At 71.1% G+C, this 22,721-nt stretch carries 23 protein-coding genes; 12 read left to right on the top strand and 11 right to left on the bottom strand.

The features are described 5' to 3' along the window. Positions 1-56 precede the first annotated feature (56 nt). Both AB0N22_RS16535 and cofC read left to right on the top strand, forming a co-directional pair. Complete coding sequence (locus AB0N22_RS16535) at positions 57-2,576, top strand: bifunctional FO biosynthesis protein CofGH (protein WP_364642639.1); 2,520 nt, start codon at positions 57-59, stop codon at positions 2,574-2,576. Further along, positions 2,573-3,226 (top strand): 2-phospho-L-lactate guanylyltransferase, encoded by a 654-nt coding sequence (gene cofC / locus AB0N22_RS16530; RefSeq protein WP_364642636.1) that lies wholly within the window; start codon positions 2,573-2,575, stop codon positions 3,224-3,226. The genes AB0N22_RS16535 and cofC overlap by 4 nt, the downstream gene beginning before the upstream one ends. Here the strand turns inward: cofC and cofE are convergent. The 3 genes from cofE to AB0N22_RS16515 are packed head-to-tail and all read right to left on the bottom strand — an operon-like array spanning position 3,216 to position 6,527. After that, positions 3,216-4,184: a coenzyme F420-0:L-glutamate ligase gene (cofE, locus tag AB0N22_RS16525; RefSeq protein ID WP_364642633.1), complete on the bottom strand. Its 969-nt coding sequence runs from the start codon at positions 4,182-4,184 to the stop codon at positions 3,216-3,218. The genes cofC and cofE overlap by 11 nt on opposite strands. A gap of 1 nt (position 4,185) precedes the next feature. Next, positions 4,186-5,157, bottom strand: coding sequence for a 2-phospho-L-lactate transferase (gene cofD / locus AB0N22_RS16520; RefSeq protein WP_364642630.1), 972 nt, complete (start codon positions 5,155-5,157; stop codon positions 4,186-4,188). A gap of 29 nt (positions 5,158-5,186) precedes the next feature. Beyond that, entirely contained in the window at positions 5,187-6,527 is a 1,341-nt protein-coding gene (locus tag AB0N22_RS16515; protein WP_364642627.1) for an NAD(P)/FAD-dependent oxidoreductase, read from the bottom strand. A gap of 95 nt (positions 6,528-6,622) precedes the next feature. Between AB0N22_RS16515 and AB0N22_RS16510 the strand changes: the two genes are divergently transcribed. Then, the gene (locus tag AB0N22_RS16510) at positions 6,623-7,495 is read left to right on the top strand and encodes a DUF1707 domain-containing protein (protein WP_364642624.1); all 873 of its coding nucleotides are present in this window, start codon (positions 6,623-6,625) and stop codon (positions 7,493-7,495) included. Positions 7,496-7,501: 6 nt separating this feature from the next. On the opposite strand, the gene AB0N22_RS16505 is transcribed toward AB0N22_RS16510, so the two are convergent. After that, positions 7,502-8,671 carry a S8 family serine peptidase gene (locus AB0N22_RS16505; protein ID WP_364642621.1) on the bottom strand — a complete coding sequence of 390 codons (1,170 nt, stop codon included), beginning with the start codon at positions 8,669-8,671 and terminating at the stop codon, positions 7,502-7,504. 159 nt (positions 8,672-8,830) lie between these two features. On the opposite strand from AB0N22_RS16505, the gene AB0N22_RS16500 reads away from it, so the two are divergent. Beyond that, positions 8,831-9,652 (top strand): DUF1707 domain-containing protein, encoded by an 822-nt coding sequence (locus AB0N22_RS16500; RefSeq protein WP_364642618.1) that lies wholly within the window; start codon positions 8,831-8,833, stop codon positions 9,650-9,652. Here the strand turns inward: AB0N22_RS16500 and AB0N22_RS16495 are convergent. Then, complete coding sequence (locus tag AB0N22_RS16495) at positions 9,637-10,122, bottom strand: PGPGW domain-containing protein (RefSeq protein WP_364642615.1); 486 nt, start codon at positions 10,120-10,122, stop codon at positions 9,637-9,639. The genes AB0N22_RS16500 and AB0N22_RS16495 overlap by 16 nt on opposite strands. Positions 10,123-10,236: 114 nt before the next feature. Then, entirely contained in the window at positions 10,237-10,926 is a 690-nt protein-coding gene (locus AB0N22_RS16490; protein ID WP_364642612.1) for a metal-dependent transcriptional regulator, read from the bottom strand. A gap of 46 nt (positions 10,927-10,972) precedes the next feature. On the opposite strand from AB0N22_RS16490, the gene AB0N22_RS16485 reads away from it, so the two are divergent. Genes AB0N22_RS16485 through AB0N22_RS16475 form a run of 3 tightly spaced genes read left to right on the top strand, consistent with a single transcriptional unit; the run spans position 10,973 to position 14,380 of the window. After that, positions 10,973-12,328: a deoxyribodipyrimidine photo-lyase gene (locus AB0N22_RS16485; RefSeq protein WP_364642610.1), complete on the top strand. Its 1,356-nt coding sequence runs from the start codon at positions 10,973-10,975 to the stop codon at positions 12,326-12,328. Positions 12,329-12,341: 13 nt separating this feature from the next. Then, positions 12,342-13,058 (top strand): hypothetical protein, encoded by a 717-nt coding sequence (locus AB0N22_RS16480; protein ID WP_364642607.1) that lies wholly within the window; start codon positions 12,342-12,344, stop codon positions 13,056-13,058. 17 nt (positions 13,059-13,075) lie between these two features. Continuing rightward, on the top strand, positions 13,076-14,380 hold the full coding sequence (locus AB0N22_RS16475; protein ID WP_364642604.1) for an MFS transporter: 1,305 nt from the start codon (positions 13,076-13,078) through the stop codon (positions 14,378-14,380). Here AB0N22_RS16475 and AB0N22_RS16470 read toward each other — a convergent pair. Next, on the bottom strand, positions 14,361-15,026 hold the full coding sequence (locus AB0N22_RS16470; RefSeq protein WP_364642601.1) for a DedA family protein: 666 nt from the start codon (positions 15,024-15,026) through the stop codon (positions 14,361-14,363). The genes AB0N22_RS16475 and AB0N22_RS16470 overlap by 20 nt on opposite strands. 88 nt (positions 15,027-15,114) lie before the next feature. Here AB0N22_RS16470 and tagD point away from each other — a divergent pair, with 88 nt between their 5' ends. Continuing rightward, complete coding sequence (tagD, locus tag AB0N22_RS16465; RefSeq protein WP_364642598.1) at positions 15,115-15,582, top strand: glycerol-3-phosphate cytidylyltransferase; 468 nt, start codon at positions 15,115-15,117, stop codon at positions 15,580-15,582. A 3-nt stretch (positions 15,583-15,585) separates the two neighbouring features. Here tagD and pdxH read toward each other — a convergent pair whose 3' ends face one another. Beyond that, the gene (gene pdxH, locus AB0N22_RS16460) at positions 15,586-16,230 is read right to left on the bottom strand and encodes a pyridoxamine 5'-phosphate oxidase (RefSeq protein ID WP_364642596.1); all 645 of its coding nucleotides are present in this window, start codon (positions 16,228-16,230) and stop codon (positions 15,586-15,588) included. Between the two features lie 36 nt (positions 16,231-16,266). Between pdxH and AB0N22_RS16455 the strand changes: the two genes are divergently transcribed. Continuing rightward, a complete protein-coding gene (locus AB0N22_RS16455; protein ID WP_364642594.1) occupies positions 16,267-17,376 on the top strand; it encodes a citrate synthase 2 in 1,110 nt (369 codons plus the stop codon). Between the two features lie 71 nt (positions 17,377-17,447). Here the strand turns inward: AB0N22_RS16455 and AB0N22_RS16450 are convergent, their stop codons facing one another. Next, positions 17,448-18,260, bottom strand: coding sequence for an ABC transporter permease (locus AB0N22_RS16450; protein WP_364642591.1), 813 nt, complete (start codon positions 18,258-18,260; stop codon positions 17,448-17,450). 88 nt (positions 18,261-18,348) lie between these two features. Then, positions 18,349-19,311 carry an ATP-binding cassette domain-containing protein gene (locus AB0N22_RS16445; protein ID WP_364642588.1) on the bottom strand — a complete coding sequence of 321 codons (963 nt, stop codon included), beginning with the start codon at positions 19,309-19,311 and terminating at the stop codon, positions 18,349-18,351. Positions 19,312-19,401: 90 nt separating this feature from the next. Between AB0N22_RS16445 and AB0N22_RS16440 the strand changes: the two genes are divergently transcribed. The 3 genes from AB0N22_RS16440 to AB0N22_RS16430 all read left to right on the top strand — a co-directional run bounded on the left by AB0N22_RS16440 (position 19,402) and on the right by AB0N22_RS16430 (position 21,628). Next, positions 19,402-20,184 carry a TetR/AcrR family transcriptional regulator gene (locus tag AB0N22_RS16440; RefSeq protein WP_364642585.1) on the top strand — a complete coding sequence of 261 codons (783 nt, stop codon included), beginning with the start codon at positions 19,402-19,404 and terminating at the stop codon, positions 20,182-20,184. Between the two features lie 183 nt (positions 20,185-20,367). After that, complete coding sequence (locus tag AB0N22_RS16435; RefSeq protein ID WP_364642582.1) at positions 20,368-20,658, top strand: DUF4287 domain-containing protein; 291 nt, start codon at positions 20,368-20,370, stop codon at positions 20,656-20,658. A 55-nt stretch (positions 20,659-20,713) separates the two neighbouring features. Beyond that, positions 20,714-21,628, top strand: coding sequence for a hypothetical protein (locus tag AB0N22_RS16430; RefSeq protein WP_364642580.1), 915 nt, complete (start codon positions 20,714-20,716; stop codon positions 21,626-21,628). Between the two features lie 229 nt (positions 21,629-21,857). Here AB0N22_RS16430 and AB0N22_RS16425 read toward each other — a convergent pair whose 3' ends face one another. Beyond that, positions 21,858-22,649, bottom strand: a complete 792-nt coding sequence (locus AB0N22_RS16425; RefSeq protein ID WP_364642577.1) for a transglutaminase-like domain-containing protein — start codon at positions 22,647-22,649, stop codon at positions 21,858-21,860. Positions 22,650-22,721: the final 72 nt, after the last annotated feature.

Genomic DNA, 22,721 nt, shown 5'->3' with positions numbered 1-22,721 from the left:
CCCTGCGTCAGCGGGTCGGCGCCCCCGCACGTGGGGGTGGGGACCACAATTGCTGAATGACCGCACCGAACGACCGCGAGATCGCCCGGGCCGTCACGCGTGCCGTCGCGGGCAGGACGATCGACGCGACGGAGGCTGCGGGGCTGCTCAGCGCCCGCGGCACCGAGCTCCGCCGGCTCATGACGGCGGCGGCCCGGGTCCGCGACGCGGGCCTGGCGACGGTCGGCCGCCCGGGCGTCGTGACCTACAGCAAGAAGGTCTTCATCCCCCTGACGCGACTGTGCCGCGACCGGTGCCACTACTGCACGTTCGCGACGACCCCCGGCCGCCTGCCCGCACCGTTCCTCTCGCCCGACGAGGTGCTCGACATCGCCCGCAAGGGTGCCGCGATGGGCTGCAAGGAGGCGCTGTTCACCCTCGGTGACCGACCGGAGGACCGGTGGGACGACGCCAAGGAGTGGTTGGCCGCTGCCGGCTACGACAGCACGCTCGAGTACGTCCGCGCGATGGCGATCCGGGTGCTCGAGGAGACCGGGCTGCTCCCCCACCTCAACCCGGGCGTCATGAGCTGGAAGGAGATGTCGCGGCTCAAGCCCGTGGCCCCGTCGATGGGCATGATGCTCGAGACCACGAGCCGCGCCCTCTTCGAGGAGAAGGGCCAGGCGCACTACGCCAGCCCCGACAAGGATCCGGCCGTGCGCCTGAGGGTGCTCGAGGACGCGGGCCGGCTCAACATCCCCTTCACGACGGGACTGCTGATCGGCATCGGCGAGACGATCGAGGACCGCGTCGAGAGCATCTTCGAGCTGCGCCGGATCGCGCGCACCTACGGGTCGATCCAGGAAGTCATCATCCAGAACTTCGTGTCGAAGGACGACACCGCGATGCGGCTGACCCCCGACCTCGAGGTCGAGGAGTACCTCGCCGCGATCGCCACGACCCGCATCCTGCTGGGCCCGGCGATCCGCGTCCAGGCCCCGCCGAATCTCGTGGGGCTCGACGACTGCCGGGCGCTGCTGGACGCCGGGGTCGACGACTTCGGCGGCATCAGCCCCCTCACGCCGGACCACGTCAACCCCGAGCGCCCCTGGCCGCAGATCACGGCCCTGACCGAGCTGTGCGCCGAGCGCGGCTTCGGGCTGGTCGAGCGGCTCACGGCGCACCCGCCGTTCCTTGCCGAGCCGTGGCTCGACCCGCGCCTTCGGCCTCACGTGGCGGCGCTGGTCGCCGACGACGGTCTCGCGCGGGCCGACGCGATTCCGCAGGGCCTGCCGTGGCAGGAGCCCGACGGCGGGTTCGCCACGACGGGCTGGCTCTCGCGGGGGCGGACCGACCTGCACACCGAGATCGACACCGTGGGGCGCACCGAGGACCGCCGGAGCGACTTCGAGGACGTCTACGGTGACTGGTCCGTGCTGCGTGACGGGCAGCCGGGGCGCGACGCGGCGCCTCTCGGCCTGGGTGACGGCGGCTTCGCCGCGGCGTTGCGTGCTGCCGAGCGCAACCCGTCAGGGCTCTCCGACGCCGACGCGCTGACCCTCATGACGGCCGAGGGCGAGCACCTCGACGCCGTGGCGGCCCTGGCCGACGACCTCAGACGTCAAGCGGCCGGCGACGAGGTGACCTACGTCGTCAACCGCAACATCAACTTCACCAACGTCTGCTACACCGGGTGCCGGTTCTGCGCGTTCGCCCAGCGGCGCACGGATGCCGACGCCTACACGCTGTCGCTCGACGAGATCGGCGACCGGGCCGCCGAGGCGGTCGCGTTCGGGGCGACCGAGGTGTGCCTGCAGGGCGGCATCGATCCCGAGCTGCCGGGCACGGCCTACTTCGACATCGCCGCGGCCGTCAAGGCCCGCGAGCCCGGCCTGCACGTCCACGCGTTCAGCCCCATGGAGGTCATGAACGGGGTGACCCGCACGGGCCTGTCGGTGCGGGACTTCCTCGTGCGGGCCAAGGAGGCGGGGGTCGACTCCCTACCCGGCACGGCGGCCGAGATCCTCGACGACGACGTCCGGTGGGTCCTGACCAAGGGCAAGCTGCCGACGGCGGAGTGGCTCGACGTCATCCGCACGGCGCACGAGGTGGGCCTGCCCACGACCTCGACGATGATGTACGGCCACGTCGACCACCCGGGGCACTGGGTCGGGCACCTGCGCACCATCGCGAACCTGCAGCGCGAGACCGGCGGGTTCACCGAGTTCGTCCCGCTGCCGTTCGTGCACCAGTCGTCGCCGATCTACCTCGCCGGTGTGGCCCGGCCGGGGCCCTCGGTACGCGACAACCGTGCCGTGCACGCGCTCGCGCGGATCATGCTGCACGGCCTCGTCGACAACATCCAGTGCTCGTGGGTCAAGCTCGGCCCGGAGACCTGCACGCAGGTCCTGCGCGGTGGCGTCAACGACCTCGGTGGCACGCTGATGGAGGAGACCATCAGCCGCATGGCCGGCTCGACCAACGGCTCGCGCAAGTCGATCGACGAGCTCGAGGCCATGGCGGCTCTCGCGGGTCGCCCAGCCGTGCAGCGCACCACGACGTACGGGCGGCTGTCGCCGGTGAAGGCGGCCGGATGACGTCGCCGTTCACCGCCGTCGTGCCGATGAAGGCCTGGGACCGCGCCAAGTCGAGGCTGCACGTCGATCCGGCGACGCGGCACGCGCTCGCGGAGGCCTTCGCCCGTGACACCCTCGCCGGGGTGCTGGCGTGTCCCGCGGTCGGCGAGGTCGTCGTCGTCACCCAGGGCGACCTGGTCGTCGAGCACGCCCGGACGACCGGGGCGCACGTCGTGCAGGAGCCGGCCGGCCGGCCGCTCGACAGCCTCGGGCCGGCGATCCGGCAGGGCATCGCGTGGGCCGCCGACCATCGGCCGTACGCGCCGCTGGCGGTCGTGCCGTCCGACCTGCCGGCACTGACTGCGGTCGCCCTCGCCGACCTGCTGGCTGCCGCCGCCGTCCACCCGTTCGCCTTCGTCGCCGACGCCAACGGCGACGGCACCACGATCCTGACCAGCCGCCGACCGGGCCTGATGCAGGCCGGCTACGGTCCGGGGTCGGCCGCGCGGCACCGCGGCTACGGCGCGCACGAGCTGGCCGCCCCGCTCGCGCTGCGCCAGGACGTCGACGTGCTCGCCGACCTCGCCGCCGCCGAACGTCTCGGTCTCGGACCGCACACCAGGGCCACGTACGCGACGCTCGTCGGTGATGCCTCGATCGTCAGTCGCTGACGACCGCGATCACGACCTCGCGGCCCAGCGCCCGCGCGAGGATGCGGAGCCGCTCGGCGAGCGCGCCCGCCTCGACGTAGGCCTCGGGTGCTCCGTCGACGCTCAGCGCCCGGACCTCGAGCGAGCCGTCGACCGCCACGGTCACGTCGGCGAGCGAGAGATCCGCGCCGGCACGGGCCAGGGCGAGCAGGTCGTCGTCGTCATCGGCTGCCGGGAAGCCGCGCGGCAGGTCGCCACGGGCGGCGGCCGCCAGCACCGCGTCCCTGGCGCCGAGCCCGAACAGGTCCCCGTCCTCGTCGCGGACCAGCGCTGAGGCGCCCTCGCCGTCGGCCACGAGCCATGCGGGCGGCAGCCCGCGCACCACGACGACCGGGTGCCCGTCGAGCTTGCCGGCCACGAGGTCCGCGGTGCCGGCGATCTCGTCGGCGACGGCGGGCGAGGTGACGGCGAGGGTGTTGCCGTGGGCGTCCTGTGCGCCGGCGAACGACACGTAGGGCACGACGCCCGACACCCCGATCGCGATGTCGGTCTGCCCGATCCGCCACGCTCGTCCCGCGGTGTCGCTGACGACGACCCCCAGGCGTACGCCGGTGAGCTCCTCGAGCCGCGCGCGCAGCTCACGTGCGGCGCCATCGGGGTCGGCCGGCAACGGGATGACGGTCCCCGCCTCGACGTTGGAGGCGTCGATGCCGGCGGCCGCGAGCGTGAGGCCGGCGTGGGTCCGGACGATGCGGGTCTGGCCGCGGTGGGCGACGACCCGGTCGGTCTCGCCGTCGAGCAACGACTCGCGGTCGCCGGACGTGGCCAGTCCCGCGGCCTTGCTGACGACCTTGCTCGTCACGACGAGGACGTCGCCGTCGACGAGTGGTTCGTCTAGGTGGTCCGCGACGATCGACGCGAGGTCGTCGCCGGGCCGGATCTCGCCGATGCCTTCCACCGGCCAGGCGCGCAGCTCCACGTCAGCCCTGCGTCGCCAAGGCGTCAGCGAGGTCCAGCGCGTCCCGGGCGAGCTGAGCCGTGGTGCCGGGATCGGTCATGTAGAGCGGCACCGCGCGCGCCGTCACGCCCTCGATCGCGCCGAGCTGGTCCGCGTCCGCCGTGTCGACCAGCCAGCCGTCGAGCACGCCCCCGGCCGATCGGGCCCCGTGGTGACGGGCGACGCCGGCCGCGCTGATCTCGATGCCGAGACCGGTCAGCAGCTGATCGGCCATGCCCCTCACGGCGGCACCGCCGATGATCGGGGACACCCCGACCACGGGTGCGGCGGTCGTGCGTACGGCCTCGGCGACCTCGGGGACCGAGAGGATCGCACCCACCGAGACGATCGGGTTGGACGGGGGCAGGATGACCCGGTCGGCACCGAGGATCGCCTCGACGACACCCGGGCCGGCCGAAGCAGCGGTCGCCCCCCGGAACTCGACCTCGCGGACGGGCACCTTGGCGCCCAGCCGGATCCAGTACTCCTGGAAGTGGATGACGTCGCGACCGTCCGCGCCGTCGATGCCGATGTGCGTCTCGACCTCGTCCTCGGTCATCGGCAGCAGGCGTACGCCGGGCTTCCAGCGCTCGCAGAGCCGCTCGGTGACGGCGGCCAGCCCCACGCCCTCGTGCAGGAGCTGGGTCCGGATGAGGTGGGTCGCGAGGTCGCGGTCGCCGAGCCCGAACCAGGTGTTGGGCGCGCCGTAGGCGATCAGCTCCTCCTTGGCGTTCCACGTCTCGTCGGTGCGGCCCCACTTGCGCTCGAGGTCGATGCCCCCGCCGAGCGTGTACATCACGGTGTCCAGGTCCGGGCAGACACGAAGGCCGAACAGCCAGATGTCGTCGGCGGTGTTGCCGATCACCGTCACGTCGTCCTCGGGCCCGACGACGTCGAGCAGCCCCGCCAGGAAGGTGGCGCCACCGACGCCGCCAGACAGCACCGTGATCCGCATGCGCCCAGTCTGCCCGAGCCGTCCTCGGCTCAGAGCGCCGACTCGATCGCCCGCCAGAACGTGGGATAGGCGTAGACCGTGTTGCGCAGCGTCGCCAGCGGGACCTCGGCCCGGACGGCGACGGCCAGGGCCGACAGCGTCTCGCCACCGGTCGGGCCCGCGCTGGTCGCGCCGACGATGACGTCCCGGTCGGCATCGATGACGAGCTTGATCAACCCGTCGTTGCCGACCCCGTGGACGAAGCCACGGCTGCTTGCGGAGACGTCGGTGAGCCCGACGCGCACGTTGAGGCCCCGGTCGCGCGCCTGCTTCTCGGTGAGGCCCACGCCGCCCACCTCGGGATCCGTGAACGTCACCCGCGGGAAGCTGTCGTCGTACGCCTCCAGCGGCTCGCCGAGGATCGCCCTGGCAGCCCGCTCGGCGTGATACATCGAGAGGTGGGTGAAGGCGCCGCGGCCGACGATGTCACCGATAGCCCACAGCCCGTCCTTGACCTGCATGTCGTCGCCGACGTCGAGGAACCGTCCCGGCTCGACGCCGACGGTGTCGAGCCCGATGTCGTCGAGCCGCGAGCGGCGGCCGGCGGCCACGAGGAGCTCCTCGGCCTCGAACGTCGTGTCGCCGCAGGTGACGGTGAACCGTGAGCCGTCATGGTCGACCCGGTCGATCGTGATGCCGGCGTGGACGGCGATGCCCTCGGCCTCGAGCACCGAGGCCAGCAGCTCTGACGACTCCGGCTCCTCAGGGGCGAGGATGCGCGGCGCGACCTCGAGGACCGTCACCTCGGTGTCGAAGCGTGAGTAGGCCTGCGCCAGCTCGAGCCCGATCGCCCCGCCGCCGACGACGATCAACGAGGCCGGCGCCTGCTCGGCCTTGAGGGCCTCGCGGTTGGTCCAGAACGGGGTGTCGGCCAGGCCCTCGATCGGCGGGACCGCCGCCGTGGTCCCGGTGTTCAGCACGACGCCCTTCGAGGCGACGTAGGTCTCGCCCGCGACCTCGACGGTGCGGTCGCCGGCCAAGCGGCCGTGCCCGCGTACGAGCGTGGCGCCCGCCGCGGTGATGCGGTCGGCCGCGACCGTGTCGTCCCAGTTGTCGGTGGCCTCGTCGCGGATGCGCTTGGCGACGACGGAGAAGTCCGGGTCGACGGTGGCGCTGCCTGACAACGTGGCGACCCGGCGCGCCTCGGTGAGCAGGTTGGCGGCCCGGATGAACATCTTGGACGGGATGCAGCCCCAGTAGGGGCACTCCCCGCCGACCAGCTCGGCCTCGACCGCGACGACCGACAGCCCGGCCTTCGCGAGCCGGGCGACGAGCGCCTCCCCTCCGGGGCCGAGACCGACGACGACGACATCACACTCGTGAGCACTCATGTGCCCATCCTGTGGCATGGGGGCAACCAGCGACCAGAGGACCTGCCGGCCGGTTTCGCCTGCGCGAGGCGCGTGCCGTGGTTACGCTGCGCTGCATGGACGCCGTGCCCGCGACTGACGAGGATCGACGTGGAGCATTCGAAGAGCTCAAGGAGCTGCTCTCCAGCGGCCGGATCGACGCGGCGGAGTTCGCGACCCGGTCGTCGAAGATCTCGAACGCCGCCACGCTGACCGAGCTCGCCGCCCTGGTCACGGACCACGGCCGCGCGCCCGCCAGGTCACCTTCTGCGAAGCAGGGCCTCGGCTCGGTGGTCACCGACGCCATCGCGAGCCCGGCGTTCGGCCGGTCGCTCGGCCGGTTCGCCATGGTGTTCAGCATGCGGCGGGTCATCATCTGGGTCGTGGGGCTCGTGCTCGCAGGCGGGGCCGCGGTGGCGACCTCGTTCTTCGACGACGTCGGCACCGGCACGGGCCCCACGTCGCCGTCGATCACCGCGGGCCCGACGCAGGGCACGAGCGCCGCACCGAGCCGGCCCCGGCTGCTGACCAGCGCCGGCCTCGTCAAGCTCCGCAACGACCTGCGCGCGAAGACGGGAAGCACCCGTTATCTCAGCGCCGTGATCTATCCCGACTACGCGACGGTCGAGGTGCCGATCGCGGGCGACGCGTCACGCTCCCGGCGCTGGTACTACAACGGATCGTTCCCCTACAACCCGATCGACACCCCGCGTCGGCCCGGCGCCACGTCGTCGGACCTGCGGGACGTCCGCATCAGTGCGCTGGCCCGGGCGATCCGTCGCGCACCGGCGCAGCTCAACGTCCGGCGCGCCGACCGGAGGCACCTGATCTTTGACAGCCGCTCGGGCCGCAACGTGATGTCGGTGTACGTCACCGACCCCGCCAACCGCACGGGCTACTGGACCATGAAGCTCTCCGGCACCACGGTCGTCAAGTACCGGGCGCCCTGACGGTCGCTAGCGGGCGAGCATCCGCCGCGGGTTGATGACGCCGTGGCCGGACCTGGTGTCGTAGCCGGCCGAGCCGATGTCGTCCGCCGTCGACTGGATGAGCGAGCGGACCGACAGCTGCCTGGCCGACGAGCCGAGCGTGGAGATCTTGAGCGCGGCAGCTGCCGCTGCGTACGGCGCCGCCATCGAGGTGCCCGACAACGTGCAGTAGTTCGCCGTGCAGCCGAGTCCCGGGGCCGGGACCGCCGTCATGGTCGAGACGATGGCGCTGCCCGGAGCAGTGACGTCGACCCAGCTCCCGCAGTTGGAGAACGAGGCCACCGCACCGCTGGAGGTGATCGCGCCGACTCCGAGCACGCCGTCGTAGGCCGCCGGGTAGGTGGTCGGCGAGCCCAGCAGGCCGCATCCGTCGTTGCCCGCGGCCGCGACCACCACGACGTTCTTGGAGATCGCGTAGGCGACCGCGGCTCGGCCCGCAGCGTCGCTGCGCGTCGACGACAGCGAGAGGTTGATGACCTTGGCACCGTGGTCGACCGCCCACACGATCGCCTTGGCGACGTCCGCGGAGCTCCCGACACCGTTGCGGTCCAGGACGCGCAGCGGCATGACCCGGCTGCCCGGTGCGAGGCTGGCGACACCGAGGTTGTTGTTGACCACCGCCGTGATGATGCCCGCGACGTGGGTGCCGTGCCCGTTCTCGTCGGAGGGCAGGGTGCCGGGCGCCACGAAGTCCCGGCCCGCCACGACGTGCTTGCGCAGATCGCCGTGCAGCGCCCTGACACCGGTGTCGATGACCGCGACCACGACGCCCCGGCCCGTCGACGTCCGCCAAGCGGTCTCCGCGCCGAACCGCGTCAAGGCCCACTGCCGGGGGCGCAGCGGGTCGTTCGAGACGTCGATGCTCACCTCGTGGGCGACGTCGACGCCGATCGTGGACGGCTTCTTGAGGCCGGCGACGATCAGGTCCAACGCCCGCGAACGGGAGCTCGCGACCGTCGTCGTGATCGTCGGTGCACCGGAGGTCCGGGTCGTCGTCACGACCTCGAGCGGCTCGCCGGGGAGGGCCGTCGAGAGGATGCGCTTCGCCGTGTCGAGCAGCGAGGCGCCGACCGGTGGTTCGTCGGCAGCACCGGCGGTCGCCGGTGTCGCAGCGACCAGCGCCGCTCCCAGGGCCACTGACGCAAAAGTCCGTGCGGTCCGCATGCGCAACACAGGTCACCTCTCGTCTCACCTGAACAACGGTGGCGGGCGTCGTTCGGTTACGTGGATCGGCGGGCCGGTCCCGTCGGCCGATACCGCCGGTCAGGATCAGCGGTTCCCGATATCGTGCTCGTCATGGCGGAGACCCGAGCAAGTGACGCCGACCGCGACAGCTGCCTCGAGGACATCGAAGTCGCCTTCGCGGACGGCCGCATCAACGATGCCGAGCGCGAGGAGCGTACCCAGGCGGCGCTGCAGGCCACCACGCTCTCCGAGCTCGCCGCTCTCGTCGACGACCTGGGACCCGACACCAAGCTGCCGTCGAGGGTCGCGGCCGTGCGAACGCCCAAGAAGAAGCGTCCCGCCGACAGCGGCGGGCTCCCGCCGCGGGTCCTGCGCAGCGTGCTGGTCGGCGCGGTCGTCCTGGCGGTGATCACCGTGGCCGCCTGGATCTCCTCGGCCGGTGGGGACGACGGGGCCGGTCCCGGCGCCACGACAGGGCAGTCGGTGCCCAAGGATCGGCTCGAGCTGCACACCGCCGAGGGGTTCGAGCAGCTGGTCGAGCTGACCCGGAACAAGTTCGGCACGACGAGGATCGACTCCGCTGCGATCTATCCCGACTACGCCAGCATCACGATCGTCACGAAGGACGACCCTCGGCGCACGGAGAACTGGTACTTCGCCAAGGGATTCGGAGGTGAGCCGAGCAAGGGCAGCCGCACGGCCGACGCCCCGACGGTCGACCTCGCCAGCATCGACGCGACGGCGTACGCAAAAGCCATCAAGCGCTCACCGACCGTCTTGGGCGTCGAGGACGTCAACTCCACGTACGCCGTGGTCCGCGCCGAGAACGGCCAGCCGGCGTTCTCGGTCTACGTGCGCAACGAGTACAACGAGAACGGCTACTGGACCTTCTCCGCCGACGGCACCGAGATCGAGCGCTACGCGTTCGAGTGAGTCTCGCGCCGCGACTCAGGTCGTGGCTCGCGCCAACGGACGACGCTGTAGGCCAGCAGCGCCCACGCGGCGATCGCCGAGGCCCACAGGCCGAGCGCGGTGCCCCAGCCGTGGGCGGGCAGCTCGGGGCCGAAGCCGACGCTGAGGATCGAGAACTCGGGGATCTCGGGACTGACCCACCAGACCACACCCAGCGCGACGAGCCACACCCCGCCGAGGAAGCTGACGACGATCCGCGGCCAGGTGGCCACGCCGTACTTGGCGGCCTCGACGGCCCTGCGGCGCAGGGGGTCGAGCATGCGCTGGGCCCAGACATGGCGCCGTGACAACATCGCGACCCCCGCGACGACGATCAACATCCCCGGCCCGGGCAGCGGCATCAGGACGAGGCCCACCGGGATGAGGATCCAGCCGAGGATCTCGACGCCGAGGCGCTCGATCAAGCTCTTCAACGAGGTGATGGCGCCCATGGCGCAATTCTGCCATCCAGACCACGACACAATCGGCTGAATGCGGCCGCAACGCAGCAAACCAGGGTCATCCCTGACGAGGTCGCGGGACCGCCTGCGGGGCGACCCCGAGGATCAGAGCGACACGAAGACGTGGACGGCTGCCTCGGCGTCGATCTCGGCGGTCTCACCCTGCCGGGCGACCACGAGGCCGTCGTGACCCTGCGACACGAGGATGTCGTTGCCGGGCAGCGCGCCGACGCGCCGCAGCACCGACATGACCTCGGTGTCCTTCTGCAGCTCCTCGGCGATCCGGCGCACGACGAGCCGGATGGGCTCGACCGCACCACTGACCGCCTTGGTCATCGGCTGGACACCCTCGAGGAAGTCCGCGTCCAGGCCGAGCTCGCCCAGCTCGGCGAGGCCGGGGATGGGGTTGCCGTACGGCGACTCGGTCGGGTGCTCGAGCAGGTCCACGAGCCGGCGCTCGACCTGCTCGGACATCACGTGCTCCCAGCGACATGCCTCCTCGTGGACGTACTCGATCTCGAGGCCGATGATGTCGGTCAGGAGCCGCTCGGCGAGGCGGTGCTTGCGCATCACGCGGGTCGCGAGCTGCCGGCCCTTGGGCGACAGCTCGAGGTGGCGGTCGCCCTCGACCGTCAGGAGCCCGTCGCGCTCCATCCGGGCAACCGTCTGGCTGACCGTCGGCCCGCTCTGGTGGAGGCGTTCGGCGATGCGCGCGCGCAGCGGGACGATGCCCTCCTCTTCCAGCTCGTAGACCGTGCGGAGGTACATCTCGGTGGTGTCGATCAGCTCGCTCACGCTGTCATTGTTCCACGTCATGCAGCATCGCCGTGACCGTCGGACAATGGGACACGTGACGACGTCCGTGATGTGGTTCAGGCGCGACCTCCGACTGGGCGACAATCCGGCGGTCCTCGACGCCCAGGCAGCCGGCCCGGACGGCGTCGTGCCGCTGTTCGTGCTCGACGCGCGGCTGTGGACGCCGGCCGCCACGGCTCGCACGGCCTACCTCTCGCGCCTGCTGACCGACTTCTCCGACCGGGTCGGCGGGTTGCACGTCGGGCACGGCGATCCCGCCGTCGAGGTCCTCAACGTCGCCCGCAGCGTCGGCGCCGACACGGTGCACGTCGCCGCCGACCACGGGCCGTACGGCTCGCGCCGCGACCGCCGGGTCGAGGCGGCCCTGGCCGAGCACGACATCGCCCTGGTGCGCACCGGCTCGCCCCACGCGGTGGCGCCGGGACGCGTCACCAAGAGCGACGGCTCGGGCTACCGGGTCTTCACCCCGTTCTTCCGGGCCTGGCAGGAGCACGGCTGGCGCGGCCCGGCACCCGTGGCGACCGACGTGCCGTGGACCAGGCCTGACGGGCGTGCGCACGACATCCCCGACGCCGCCGTCCCGGACGGCCTCACGCTCCCACCTGTCGGCGAGGCGGCCGCGCTGGATCGTTGGCGGACGTTCCTCGACGAGGACGTCGCCGACTACGACGACATCCGCAACCTGCCCGGTGTGGACCGCACCTCTCGCATGTCCGTCCACCTGAAGTGGGGCACGATCCACCCCCGCACGATGCTGGCCGACCTCGCCCCGCTGCGCTCCGGCGGCGCCGCGGCGTACGCCCGGGAGCTCGGCTTCCGTGAGTTCTACGCCGACGTCCTGGCCCAGCGCCCGGACTCGGCGTTCGACTACTACAACCGGGCCTTCGCCCGGATGGAGTACGACGAGCCCGGTGAGGCCCTCGAGGCGTGGAAGGCCGGGCGCACGGGCTTCCCGATCGTCGACGCCGGCATGCGCCAGCTCCGGGGCGAGGGCTGGATGCACAACCGGGTCCGCATGATCGTCGCGAGCTTCCTGGTCAAGGACCTCCACATCGAGTGGCAGCACGGCGCTCGCCACTTCCTGAGCCTCCTCGTCGACGCCGACCTCGCGTCCAACCAGCACGGCTGGCAGTGGGTCGCCGGCTGCGGCACGGACGCCGCCCCGTACTTCCGCGTGTTCAACCCCGTCTCGCAGGGGCGGAAGTTCGACCCCGACGGCACCTACATCCGCCGATGGGTGCCCGAGCTGGCGGATGTCGAGGCGCCACACGTCCACGAGCCGTGGCAGCTCGACGAGCTGCCGGCCGGCTACGTCGCGCCGATCGTCGACCACGCGGAGGAGCGACGGGAGGCGCTGCGGAGGTACGAGGCGATCCGGTAGATAGGTTGGGTCCGTGGTCACGATTCCCGGACAGTTCAACGGTCCCCTGCACTCCGGCAACGGCGGCTACGTCGCAGGCCTGCTCGCGCAGGAGCTCGGCGGCGACGAGCCCGTCACCTCGACGCTGCGGATCCCGCCCCCGCTCGACGTGCCGCTGAGCTGGGAGCACGACGGCGACGAGGTGCGCCTCCTGACCGCCGGCGGAGCCGTCGTGGGCACCGCGACGCCGGGCGGCTTCGTGCGCGACGTGGCCCCGTGCCCGTCGCCCGAGGAGGCGGCGGCCGGCGCCGCGCACTTCCCCGGGTTCGCCCATCACCCGTTCGACCACTGCTTCACCTGCGGCACGGCACGCGACGAGGGCGACGGCCTGCGGCTGTTCGCCGGCCCGATCGATCCCGAGGTGGCCGGCCACACGGCGGCGCCCTGGACCCCGCACGACGCCTTTGCCGGGCCGGGCGGCTCCGTCGACCTGCCCGTGGCCTGGGCTGCCTTGGACTGTCCCGGCGGCTGGGCGGCCGACTTCACCCGCCACATGATGGTGCTCGGCCGCATGACGGCGCAGGTTCTCCGTCGACCGCGTGCCGGTGAGCCCTGCGTCGCCGTCGGCCGCCTGCACGCGCAGGACGGCCGCAAGTTCCTCGCCGAGACGGCGCTCTACGCCGAGGGCGGGGAGCTCCTCGGCCGCGGCGAGCAGACCTGGATCGAGGTCGATCCCGCGACGTTCTCCTGACGTCGTAGGTTCGTACCGTGACGACGCGACGCCTCCCCCGGCTGTTCGCGGACACCCGGCCCCTGCGCAGCCAGCACTTCAGGCGGCTGTGGGTCGCCAACATCATCACGGTGGTGGGCGCCCAGCTGACCGTCGTGGCAGTGCCCGCGCAGATCTATGCCGACACCAACTCGTCCGCCTACGTCGGCCTCGCCGGGGTCTTCGGCCTCGTCCCGCTCATCGTGTTCGGCCTGTACGGCGGCGCGCTCGCGGACGTCTTCGACCGGCGCACGCTGCTGATCATCACCACGGTCGGCCTGATCGCGACGAGCGGCCTGTTCTGGCTGCAGGCCGCGGCCGGCAGCACCAACGTCTGGCTCCTGCTGTCGCTGTTCTCGGTGCAGCAGGCCTTCTTCGCCGTGAACCAGCCGACGCGCAGCGCGGTGTTGCCCAAGATCGTCGAGCCGCACCTGCTCCCGGCGGCCAACTCGCTCAACTCGACGGTCATGATGGCCGGCGGCATCGCCGGACCCCTGCTCGCGGGCGTCCTGATCCCGGTGATCGGGTTCGAGTGGCTCTACCTGATCGACACGTTCACGTTGTTCGCGACGCTCGGCGCCGTGATCCGCCTGCCCCGTCTGCCGGTGCTCGAGGCGGCGGCCGGCGTGCCCGGGCTGAAGGCCGTCGTCGAGGGCTTCGCCTACCTGCGCACGCAGCCGGTGCTGCTGATGTCGTTCGTCGTCGACCTCATCGCGATGGTCTTCGGCATGCCACGCGCCTTGTTTCCCGAGATCGCGCACGTCGACTTCGGTGGTCCCGAGAACGGCGGCATCGTGTTCGCCCTGCTGTTCGCCGCGATCCCCGCCGGAGCCGTGATCGGCGGGGTCTTCAGCGGCTGGGTCTCGCACGTGGAGCGGCAGGGTCGCGCGGTCATCGTCTCGATCGTCGTGTGGGGTCTCGCCATGACGGTCTTCGGTCTCGCGGTCGCCCTCGCGGACCACTGGCGCACCCCGATGCTGGTCGTCGCGCTCGCGATGCTGGTCGTGGGCGGGGCTGCCGACATGGCGTCGGCCGCGTTCCGCACCAGCATGCTGCAGGCGGCGGCCGACGACGCCATGCGCGGCCGGCTGCAGGGCGTCTTCATCGTGGTCGTCGCAGGAGGCCCCCGCATCGCCGACACCCTGCACGGCGCCACCGCGGCCGCGACCGGGGCGGCCGCCGCCTCGGCCGGCGGCGGTGTGCTGGTCGTCGTGGGCGTCGTGCTCGTCTCGCTCCTGGTGCCCTCGTTCGTCCGCTACCGCATCAGCGTGCGGCCGCCGGGCTCTACGGCTGGAGGTCGCTGACCAGCGGCGAGAACCTCGACCGCCGGGCAGCGAGCTCGAGGGACGCGACGTCGGGTGCGGCAGACACCGGACGTACGCCCACGACGGTGCGAATGACCAGCACCGGGACCAGGGCCAGTGCGAGCAGCACCAGCAGCAACCACGAGGCTCGGCCGAACACGTCGGTCGTCATCGAGGCGAGCGCACCGAAGACGGAGCCTCCGCCGACGTACGCCGTGGCCCACGTGGCGGAGCCGGCGAGCGACGCCGTCGCGAACCGGCGGTACTCCAGGCCGGACGCGCCGGCGGCCGCCGGGGTGAGCGTGCGGACGACCGGCACGAGGCGGGTCGCGAACACCGCAGTCCCGCCGCGCCGGCGCAGCAGGTCGGTCGCGCGGTCGTAGTGCCGCACGCCCAGACGCCGGACCATCCTGGTCTCGCGGAGGGCGTCGCCGTAGCGGCGGCCGAGGACGTACCCGACGTGGTCACCCAGGGTCGCGCCGATCATGACGGCGACGCCCAGCAGGACCATGTCGGTCGGCGAGCCCATCGTCGCGGCCAGGACGACGATCGCAGTCTCGCCCGGGAGCACGATCCCCAGGCCGAGGCCCGACTCGGCGAACGCCAGGCCGAGGCCCAGCGCGAGTGTCAGCATGATTGCTGTCATGCCTCCACGGTGCCGGTGCCACGTGTCGCAATCCTGACCCCGCGTGGACCCGACGTGAACAGCAGGCGTCACTCGCTAGGCTGTCGACATGACGACGGTGCTGACCTATGGAACGTTCGATTTGTTCCACATCGGTCATCTCAACCTCATCAACCGGCTCCGCGATATGGGCGACCGGCTGATCATCGCCGTGTCGACCGACGAGTTCAACGCGGGCAAGGGCAAGACGTCAGTCGTCTCTTACGAGGACCGCGCCAGCATCATCAACAGCATCAAGGGCGTCGACCTGGTGATCCCCGAGACCTCGTGGGAGCAGAAGGCCACCGACATCAAGGAGCACGATGTCGATGTCTTCGCGATCGGCGAAGACTGGACCGGCAAGTTCGACGCCCTCAAGGAACTTTGCGAGGTCGTTTACCTCCCCCGCACCGACGGCATCTCCAGCACCGAGATCAAGCAGATGCTGCGCGTCCTCGACCCGCAGCACATCACCGAGATGCAAGACGCATTGGCGGTCATGAGCCGTCTGCTGGAGCACTACCGCGACCTGACCTAACGATCAGGGGGCCAGGCGGTCGCGACGCCAGCCGTCACGCGTCCTGGCGAACCGGAGCCGGTCGTGCAGGCGGCTCTGCCGGCCCTGCCAGAACTCGACCGACTCCAACGCGATCCGGTAGCCGCCCCAGACCGGTGGGCGCAGCACGTCGTGCCCGTCGAAGACCTGCGAGACCTCCGCGACCCGCTGCTCGAGCACCTCTCGACCAGCGATGACCTGCGACTGCGGCGAGGCCACGGCGCCGATCTGCGAACCCCGCGGCCGCGAGTCGAAGTAGGCGTCGGACTCCGCGTCGTCGATCCGGGTCACCCCGCCCTCGACACGCACCTGCCGCTGCAGCGGGTGCCACAGCATGACGGCAGCCGCCCGCGGGTTGGCCTCCAGCTCGGCGCCCTTGCGCGACTCGTAGCCCGTGAAGAACGTCAGTCCCCGCTCGTCGAGCCCCTTGAGCAGCACGATGCGCACGGAGGGCAGGCCGTCGGGTGTCGCCGTGGCGAGCGCCATCGCGTTCGGCTCGTGCAGTCCGGCGTCGACGGCCTCGTCGAGCCACCGGCCCAGCAGGGTCAAGGGCTCGTCGCCGGCGGCCGCCTCGTCGAGTCCTTCACGGGCGTACTCCTCCCGCATCCGTGCCAAATCAGGGGTCTCCATGCGTCAACCGTAGTCACGCAGGGCAGAATGCAACGTATGACTGAAGTGCACCATGGACTTGAAGGCGTCGTAGCGTTCGAGAGCGAGATCGCCGAACCCGACAAGGAAGGGTCCGCACTGCGCTATCGCGGTGTCGACATCGACGACCTGGTCGGCCGCGTGCCGTTCGAGAAGATCTGGGGCCTGCTGGTCGACGGCGCCTACGAACCGGGCCTGCCGCCGGCCGAGCCGTTCCCGATCCCCGTGCACTCCGGCGACATCCGCGCCGACGTGCAGAGCGCGATCGCGCTGACGGCTCCCGCCTGGGGCATGAAGCAGCTCTACGACATCGACGACGTCCAGGCGCGCGACGACCTCGCCCGCGCCGCCGTCATGGTGCTCTCGTACGTCGCCCAGGCCGCGCGCGGTGTCGGCCAGCCGATGGTGTCGCAGTCCGAGATCGACAAGTGCTCGACCATCACCGAGCGCTTCCTCACGCGGTGGCGCGGTGAGGTCAACCCCGACCACGCCAAGGCCATCGACGCCTACTGGGTCTCGGCCGCCGAGCACGGCATGAACGCCTCGACGTTCACCGCCCGCGTCATCGCCTCGACCGGCGCCGACGCCGCTGCCGCCCTCTCCGGTGCGGTCGGCGCGATGTCCGGCCCCCTGCACGGCGGCGCCCCGGCCCGCGTGCTGACGATGATCGAGGAGGTCGAGAAGTCCGGCGACGCCACGGCGTACGTCAAGGGGCTCCTCGACAGCGGCGAGCGGCTGATGGGCTTCGGTCACCGCGTCTACCGTGCGGAGGATCCGCGGGCGCGCACCCTGCGGCGTACGGCCAAGGAGCTCAACGCCCCCCGCGCGGAGGTCGCGATCGCGCTCGAGGAGGCCGCGCTCAAGGAGCTCCGCGAGCGCCGTCCCGACCGCGTGCTCGAGACCAACGTCGAGTTCTGGGCGGCCATCGTCCTGGATTACGCCCAAATTCCCCCGCACATGTTCACCGCGATGTTCACGTCGGCCCGCACGGCCGGCTGGAGCGCGCACATCCTGGAGCAGAAGCGCACGGGCCGCCTGATCCGCCCGTCCGCGATCTACACCGGTCCGGCCTCGCGCGGCGCCGACGAGGTCGAGGGCTGGGACAACGCCTGGGCGACCGTCGACTGACCCGCTGAGCGTGACGTTCGGGTCGGTGCCTCGCGGCGATTCCCGACCCGAACGTCACGCTCACGGTGCTGCTAGAGGACGGTCTTCGTGACGGTCCGGACCCCGACCCACAGGCCCACCGCGGCCGTGACGACCGCGGCGACGACCCCGTAGACCACGGCGCTGTCGTCGAACGTGCCGGCGAACAGCACGCGCTCCGCGTCGACGATGTACGTCAGCGGGTTGAACTTGGACAGCACCTGCATCCAGTCCGGTCCGGTCTCGAGCGGCAGCATCATGCCCGACAGGATCAGCAGCGGGAACAGCAGCGACTGCTGCACGGCCCAGAACGCCCACTCGTTCTTGCGGGTCGCGATCGCCAGCGCGTACGACAGGGCACCGACGCCGACGCCGAAGACGCCCAGGACCAGCAGCCCGACGACGACGTGGGCCGGGAACAGCTCGAAGCCGAACGGCACCGCGACCAGGGTGATGATCACGGCCTGGACGACCAGCGGCGTCAGCTCCTTGAGCCCGCGACCGATCATCAACGCCGGCCGGGACAAGGGCGTCGCGAGGATCCGCTCGAACGCCCCGGTCATGATCTCGAACTGCAGGTTGGCGCCGGTCATCGACGTGCCGAACATCGTGATCATCACGACCACGCCCGGCAGGAAGAACTGCAACGTCGAGCCGAAGCCGATCCCGTCGCCGGCCACACCGGCGAGCAGCGGCCCGAACAACCCGAGGAACACCAAGGGCTGGATCAGGGAGAACACCAACGAGAACGGGTCCCGCAGGATGGTCAGGGTCTCGCGCATCCACACCGACTTGATGTCGCCGAGTGTCGAGCGATGGGCGATGCGCGCCGAGGTGGCGGTGGAATCGAGGGTCGTGGTGCTCATGCGGGGTCCCCTGCTTTCTGTGAGTGGAGCGAACGGAACGCGACGTGACTCGCGACTGAGGTGCGGAACGAGGAGAAAGCTGGGGTGCTCATGCTTCTGCTCCTTCGCGCAGGCTGCGTCCGGTGAGGTTGAGGAAGACGTCGTCGAGGGTGGGCTGCTTGAGCGTCGCCGCCTTGACGGCCACGCCCTTGTCGCCGAGCGCCCGCAGGACTCCCGGCAGGGCGACCGGACCGGCGTCGACGCGGAACGAGATCGCCGTGCCGCCGTCGGCCGGCCGCTCCTGGACCTCGGTGCCGGCCTGCGCCACGACCTCGCGGGTCGTCGGCAGGTCCTCGGCGCCGACCGAGACGGTGATCCGGTCACCGGCCTGCTCCGCCTTGAGGGCGTCTGCGGTGTCGTCCGCGATGATCCTGCCGTGGTCGATCACGACGACCCGCTCGGCCATCGTGTCGGCCTCCTCGAGGTAGTGCGTCGTCAGCACGATCGTGGTGCCGAACTCCTCGCGCAGGCGCAGGATGTGGTCCCACAGGTTAGCCCGGTTCTGCGGGTCCATCCCCGTCGACGGCTCGTCGAGGAACAGCAGGGCCGGCTCGTGGATCAGGCCGAGCGCGATGTCGAGGCGACGCTTCTGGCCACCTGACAGCGTGCTGACCTTGCGCATCTTCATGCCCTCGAGGTCGAGGGTTCCGAGCAGCTCGTCGGCCCGCTCGGTCGCGCGCTTCTTGTCGAGCCCGTAGAAGCGGCCCTGCATGAGGAGCTCGTCCCACACGCGGTAGTTGTGACCGGCCCCGTCCTTCTGCCCGATGTAGCCGACGCGGCTGCGCACTCCGGCCGGATCCTCGGTGATGTCGGTGCCGGCGACCGTCGCGGTGCCGGAGGTCGGCGGCAGCAGGCTCGTGAGCATGCGCAGGGTCGTCGACTTGCCCGCGCCGTTGGGTCCGAGGAACGCGACGAGCTCGCCCTCGGCCACGTCCAGGTCGATCCCGCGCACCGCCTCGACCGTCTCCTTGCCGGACTCGAAGGTCCGGGTGAGCTGTTGGGTGTGAATCATGAGCCTCTTCTCTCCGTACGTCGTACTGAATAAGTCCATTACATCATACGGTGTACGGTGTGACAAGAACGTGACGAGGAAAGAGCATCGATGAACGACGAGCGACCAGAGATCCCGGACACCGATCCCTCCACGTGGGGGACGCCCGAGGGTCGCCACATGATCCGCCTGCTGTGGGACCCACCGGAGCCGGCCGGCCGTGGTCCGAAGCAGAAGCTGACCCTCGACCAGGTCATCGAGGCGGGCATGGCCGTGGCCGCCGCGGACGGCGTGGACAAGCTCTCGATGCGCAACGTCGCAGCCAAGCTCGGCGTCGGCGCCATGAGCCTCTACACCTACGTCCCCGGGCGGGACGAGCTCTTCGAGCTGATGATCGACCGGGCCTACGCCGTCCGCTCGATGCCGGACCGCATGCTGCCCTGGCGCGAGCAGGTCGAGATCCACGCCCGCGAGGCCTGGGACATGTACCAGACCCATCCTTGGCTGATCCGGTCCAACCTCTGGCGCATGCCGCTCGGACCCCACGTCATGGACGCCCAGGAGGATCTCTACCGAGCCGTCTCGCTGACCGGGCTTCCCCACCGCGAGGTCGCGCGCATCGCCGGGCTCGTCGAGTCCCACGTCTTCGGGGTCGCGCGGAGCGCGATCACCGACACGAGCGTCTCGTCCAACACCGGCGTCACCGCCGACGAGTACTGGGACTCGCGCAGCAGCTTCTGGGGCACCTACTACACGCCGGAACGCTTCCCCACGATGACCGCGATCTGGGAGTCGGGAGCCTTCGAGCAGGCGCTGGGCGACGAGATCGAGTTCGGCCTGGCCCGGCTGCTCGACGGTGTCGAGATCCTGATCGAGCGGCGCACGGACCGATGACCGCGTCGCCTCGTCCCTGAAGCAGAGCTCCTTCGACCGCACCGACGTACGCCCGGAGGGGCCGCTGACCGGCGTCGTGGCGCGCCCTCGGCCGCCGGACTGAGAGAAAATCCGTACCGGCATGTCGAAATGCGGCTGTCCCGGTCGACGTACGGGTGAGACCACCGACCAGAGGAGAGCATCATGTCGTTCCAGGCCTATCTCGACGCGATCGAGGACAAGACCGGGCTCACGCCCCGCGAGCTCGTCGCCCAGGCACACGACCGCGGCTTCGGCGACCCGGCCACCAAGGCGGGCGTCATCGTCGACTGGCTCAAGGCCGAGCACGACCTCGGCCGGGGCCACGCCATGGCACTCGTGCACGTGATCAGGAAGGGCCCGACGATCAGCAGCAAGCACGTGGGGTCCGCAGGAACGCACCGCGACGAGTCCGCCACCCTGTGGCTCGACGGCAGGGCGAGCAGGCCGAGCTGACCGGCCCCGCACGGCGTGGTCGGTCGGCGGTGCGAACTCGCCTATGCTGAGCGCCGTGCGATCAAAGTGGATCACGATGCTGGCGGGGGCCATCGCCGCTGTCGTGCTGGTCAGCGTCGCGATCGGACTGACGTCGCCCGACGGCAAGGTCGGGGACCAGGTCAAGGCGACTCCGTCGGCCACGACCGAGACCCCCGAGCCCACCGCGAAGCCCCCGACGACGCCGGCTCCGTCCCCGGACGCACGGCCCAGCGCGGCGCGCGCCCCCGCGACGGTCGCCGGGTCGTGGCCCGGCAGGCCGGCCGAGGTGACGGGCAGCGGGGCCGCGATCGACTGGTGCCCCGCCGTACGTACGACAGGGGCAGCCGAGGCCGTCGACGTCTTCGGCAAGCGCTCGGTCGACGCCGCCGCCTGTGCAGCCGTCGAGTTCGTCTTCGGCAAGCGCTACTCCCGACTGGCCATCCCCCGACGCTCGTACGCAGCACAGGACCTCGACTTCGTGCTCCCGGCGCTCGCGCCCTCCACCGTCGCCGCGTTCCGGCCGCGCATCAACGCCTTCGTGGCCTACCCCGACGACGTCGACGTGCGGGACGAGCTGGGCCTCGTCGTGCTCCGCGGCGAGGGCACGGCAGCTGGCGCCAAGCACACGTCGGCCGGCAACGGCCGGGTGTTCTACGGCAAGGCGTTCTCGACCGACGGCTATCGCGGCCGCGCGGCCTGGGTGAACCCGACGTGGTCCAAGGTCACCATCAGCGTCGACCGCTCCAAGGCCGAGCCCAGGATCGTGGCCACGCTCGACGCCTCGGCGGCGGTGCCGGTGTTCAACACCGCCAAGCGACGGGACGACATGCTGACGGTTCCCACCGATGCGACGTTGTTCCTGCGGCGTGACGACGGCAAGACCTGGAAGGTCGGTGGCTGGCGCATCACCGGTGGCCCCTACGACTACGGCCGGCTCAAGCTCAAGTGACGCGGCGAGGCCGGCCATCCCCCCGAGATGGCCGGCCCGTGTCGCCCCTGCGTCGGTCGTGCGAAGGCCCGAACATCCCCCCGAATCGTTCGGACCTGACAACCTGTGACATAGACGCTAGCCCACGACCACCGCGTTGTGCAGTCTTGACATTAGCGCAGAACCTAGTTAATTGGGGCTATCCCGGACTAGTCCTTCGGAGTGGCCCTGACCTCGGGCCTTCATGTCCTCAACGCAGCTCGGTCAGCTGCGCCAGGTCGTCCGTCGGCAGCTCGTCGACGACGGCCGTGACGTTGATCGACAGCAGGTCCACGCGGGCCCAGTGCTGCGACAGGAACGCCGTCTCCGAGGCGTCCTGACCGGTGGCGATGCGCAGGAGGCTGCTGCGGGGCGCCAGCGTCGTCGCGTCGACGACGTGCCACGCCCCCTCGACGTACGCCTCCGCGACGGCGTGGAAGTCCATCGGGGAGAGCCCGGGCGCGTAGACCGACACCAGCCGTGCCGGCACGTCCAGGCCGCGCAGGAGCGCGACGACGAGGTGGGCGTAGTCCCGGCACACGCCCTTGCGGGCCAGCATCGTCGCCACGGCGCCGTCGGTCGGTTGGCTCGCGCCCAGGACGTACGAGAGGTGCGCGCCGACCCAGGAGCTCACCGCGTCGAGCAGCTCCTTGCCCTCGAGGCCGGCGAACTCGGAGTTGGCGGTGGAGAACAACGTGTCGGACTCGCAGTAGCGGCTGGGCCGGCGGTACTCGATGAGGTCGAGCTCGTCGACAGCGGCCGGCTCGGCGCGGCCGACGACCTCCGCGGCGTAGTCGATCGTCATGCGCCCCGGCGGGCCCGTCAGCCGGTGCAGCCGGGTGCCGTGCCGGCCCACGATCTCGTGCGGCTCCAGCTCGACGTCGCCCGACCGGATCGTGAAGGTCTCGGTCAGGTCGTGGCCCTGGGCGACCGCGATCGAGAAGATCAGGTCGGCATCGTCGTGCAGATGGAGCTCGAGGTGTGCTGAGACGGAACGCTTCACCGCCCGATGGTGTCACGCCCCTCGCGTCATGAGAACGGTGGCCCAGGACCCTCATCTCTCATGACGCAGGGG

This window comes from Aeromicrobium sp. NPDC092404, from assembly GCF_040684095.1.
In the GTDB taxonomy this organism is placed as follows: Bacteria; Actinomycetota; Actinomycetes; order Propionibacteriales; family Nocardioidaceae; genus Aeromicrobium.
The sequence above is the reverse complement of the archived record's forward strand: the minus strand, read 5'-3'. Positions and strand labels throughout refer to the sequence as shown.

Coding starts and splice junctions, on each gene's coding strand:
- AB0N22_RS16500 (WP_364642618.1), top strand. CDS start 8,831: ATGGCGGAGACCCGAGCAAGTGACGCCGACCGCGACAGCTGCCTCGAG.
- AB0N22_RS16470 (WP_364642601.1), bottom strand. CDS start 15,026: ATGACAGCAATCATGCTGACACTCGCGCTGGGCCTCGGCCTGGCGTTC.
- AB0N22_RS16435 (WP_364642582.1), top strand. CDS start 20,368: ATGTCGTTCCAGGCCTATCTCGACGCGATCGAGGACAAGACCGGGCTC.
- AB0N22_RS16535 (WP_364642639.1), top strand. CDS start 57: ATGACCGCACCGAACGACCGCGAGATCGCCCGGGCCGTCACGCGTGCC.
- AB0N22_RS16510 (WP_364642624.1), top strand. CDS start 6,623: ATGGACGCCGTGCCCGCGACTGACGAGGATCGACGTGGAGCATTCGAA.
- cofC (WP_364642636.1), top strand. CDS start 2,573: ATGACGTCGCCGTTCACCGCCGTCGTGCCGATGAAGGCCTGGGACCGC.
- AB0N22_RS16440 (WP_364642585.1), top strand. CDS start 19,402: ATGAACGACGAGCGACCAGAGATCCCGGACACCGATCCCTCCACGTGG.
- AB0N22_RS16515 (WP_364642627.1), bottom strand. CDS start 6,527: ATGAGTGCTCACGAGTGTGATGTCGTCGTCGTCGGTCTCGGCCCCGGA.
- AB0N22_RS16455 (WP_364642594.1), top strand. CDS start 16,267: ATGACTGAAGTGCACCATGGACTTGAAGGCGTCGTAGCGTTCGAGAGC.
- AB0N22_RS16445 (WP_364642588.1), bottom strand. CDS start 19,311: ATGATTCACACCCAACAGCTCACCCGGACCTTCGAGTCCGGCAAGGAG.
- pdxH (WP_364642596.1), bottom strand. CDS start 16,230: ATGGAGACCCCTGATTTGGCACGGATGCGGGAGGAGTACGCCCGTGAA.
- AB0N22_RS16495 (WP_364642615.1), bottom strand. CDS start 10,122: ATGGGCGCCATCACCTCGTTGAAGAGCTTGATCGAGCGCCTCGGCGTC.
- tagD (WP_364642598.1), top strand. CDS start 15,115: ATGACGACGGTGCTGACCTATGGAACGTTCGATTTGTTCCACATCGGT.
- cofD (WP_364642630.1), bottom strand. CDS start 5,157: ATGCGGATCACGGTGCTGTCTGGCGGCGTCGGTGGCGCCACCTTCCTG.
- AB0N22_RS16485 (WP_364642610.1), top strand. CDS start 10,973: ATGGGACACGTGACGACGTCCGTGATGTGGTTCAGGCGCGACCTCCGA.
- AB0N22_RS16450 (WP_364642591.1), bottom strand. CDS start 18,260: ATGAGCACCACGACCCTCGATTCCACCGCCACCTCGGCGCGCATCGCC.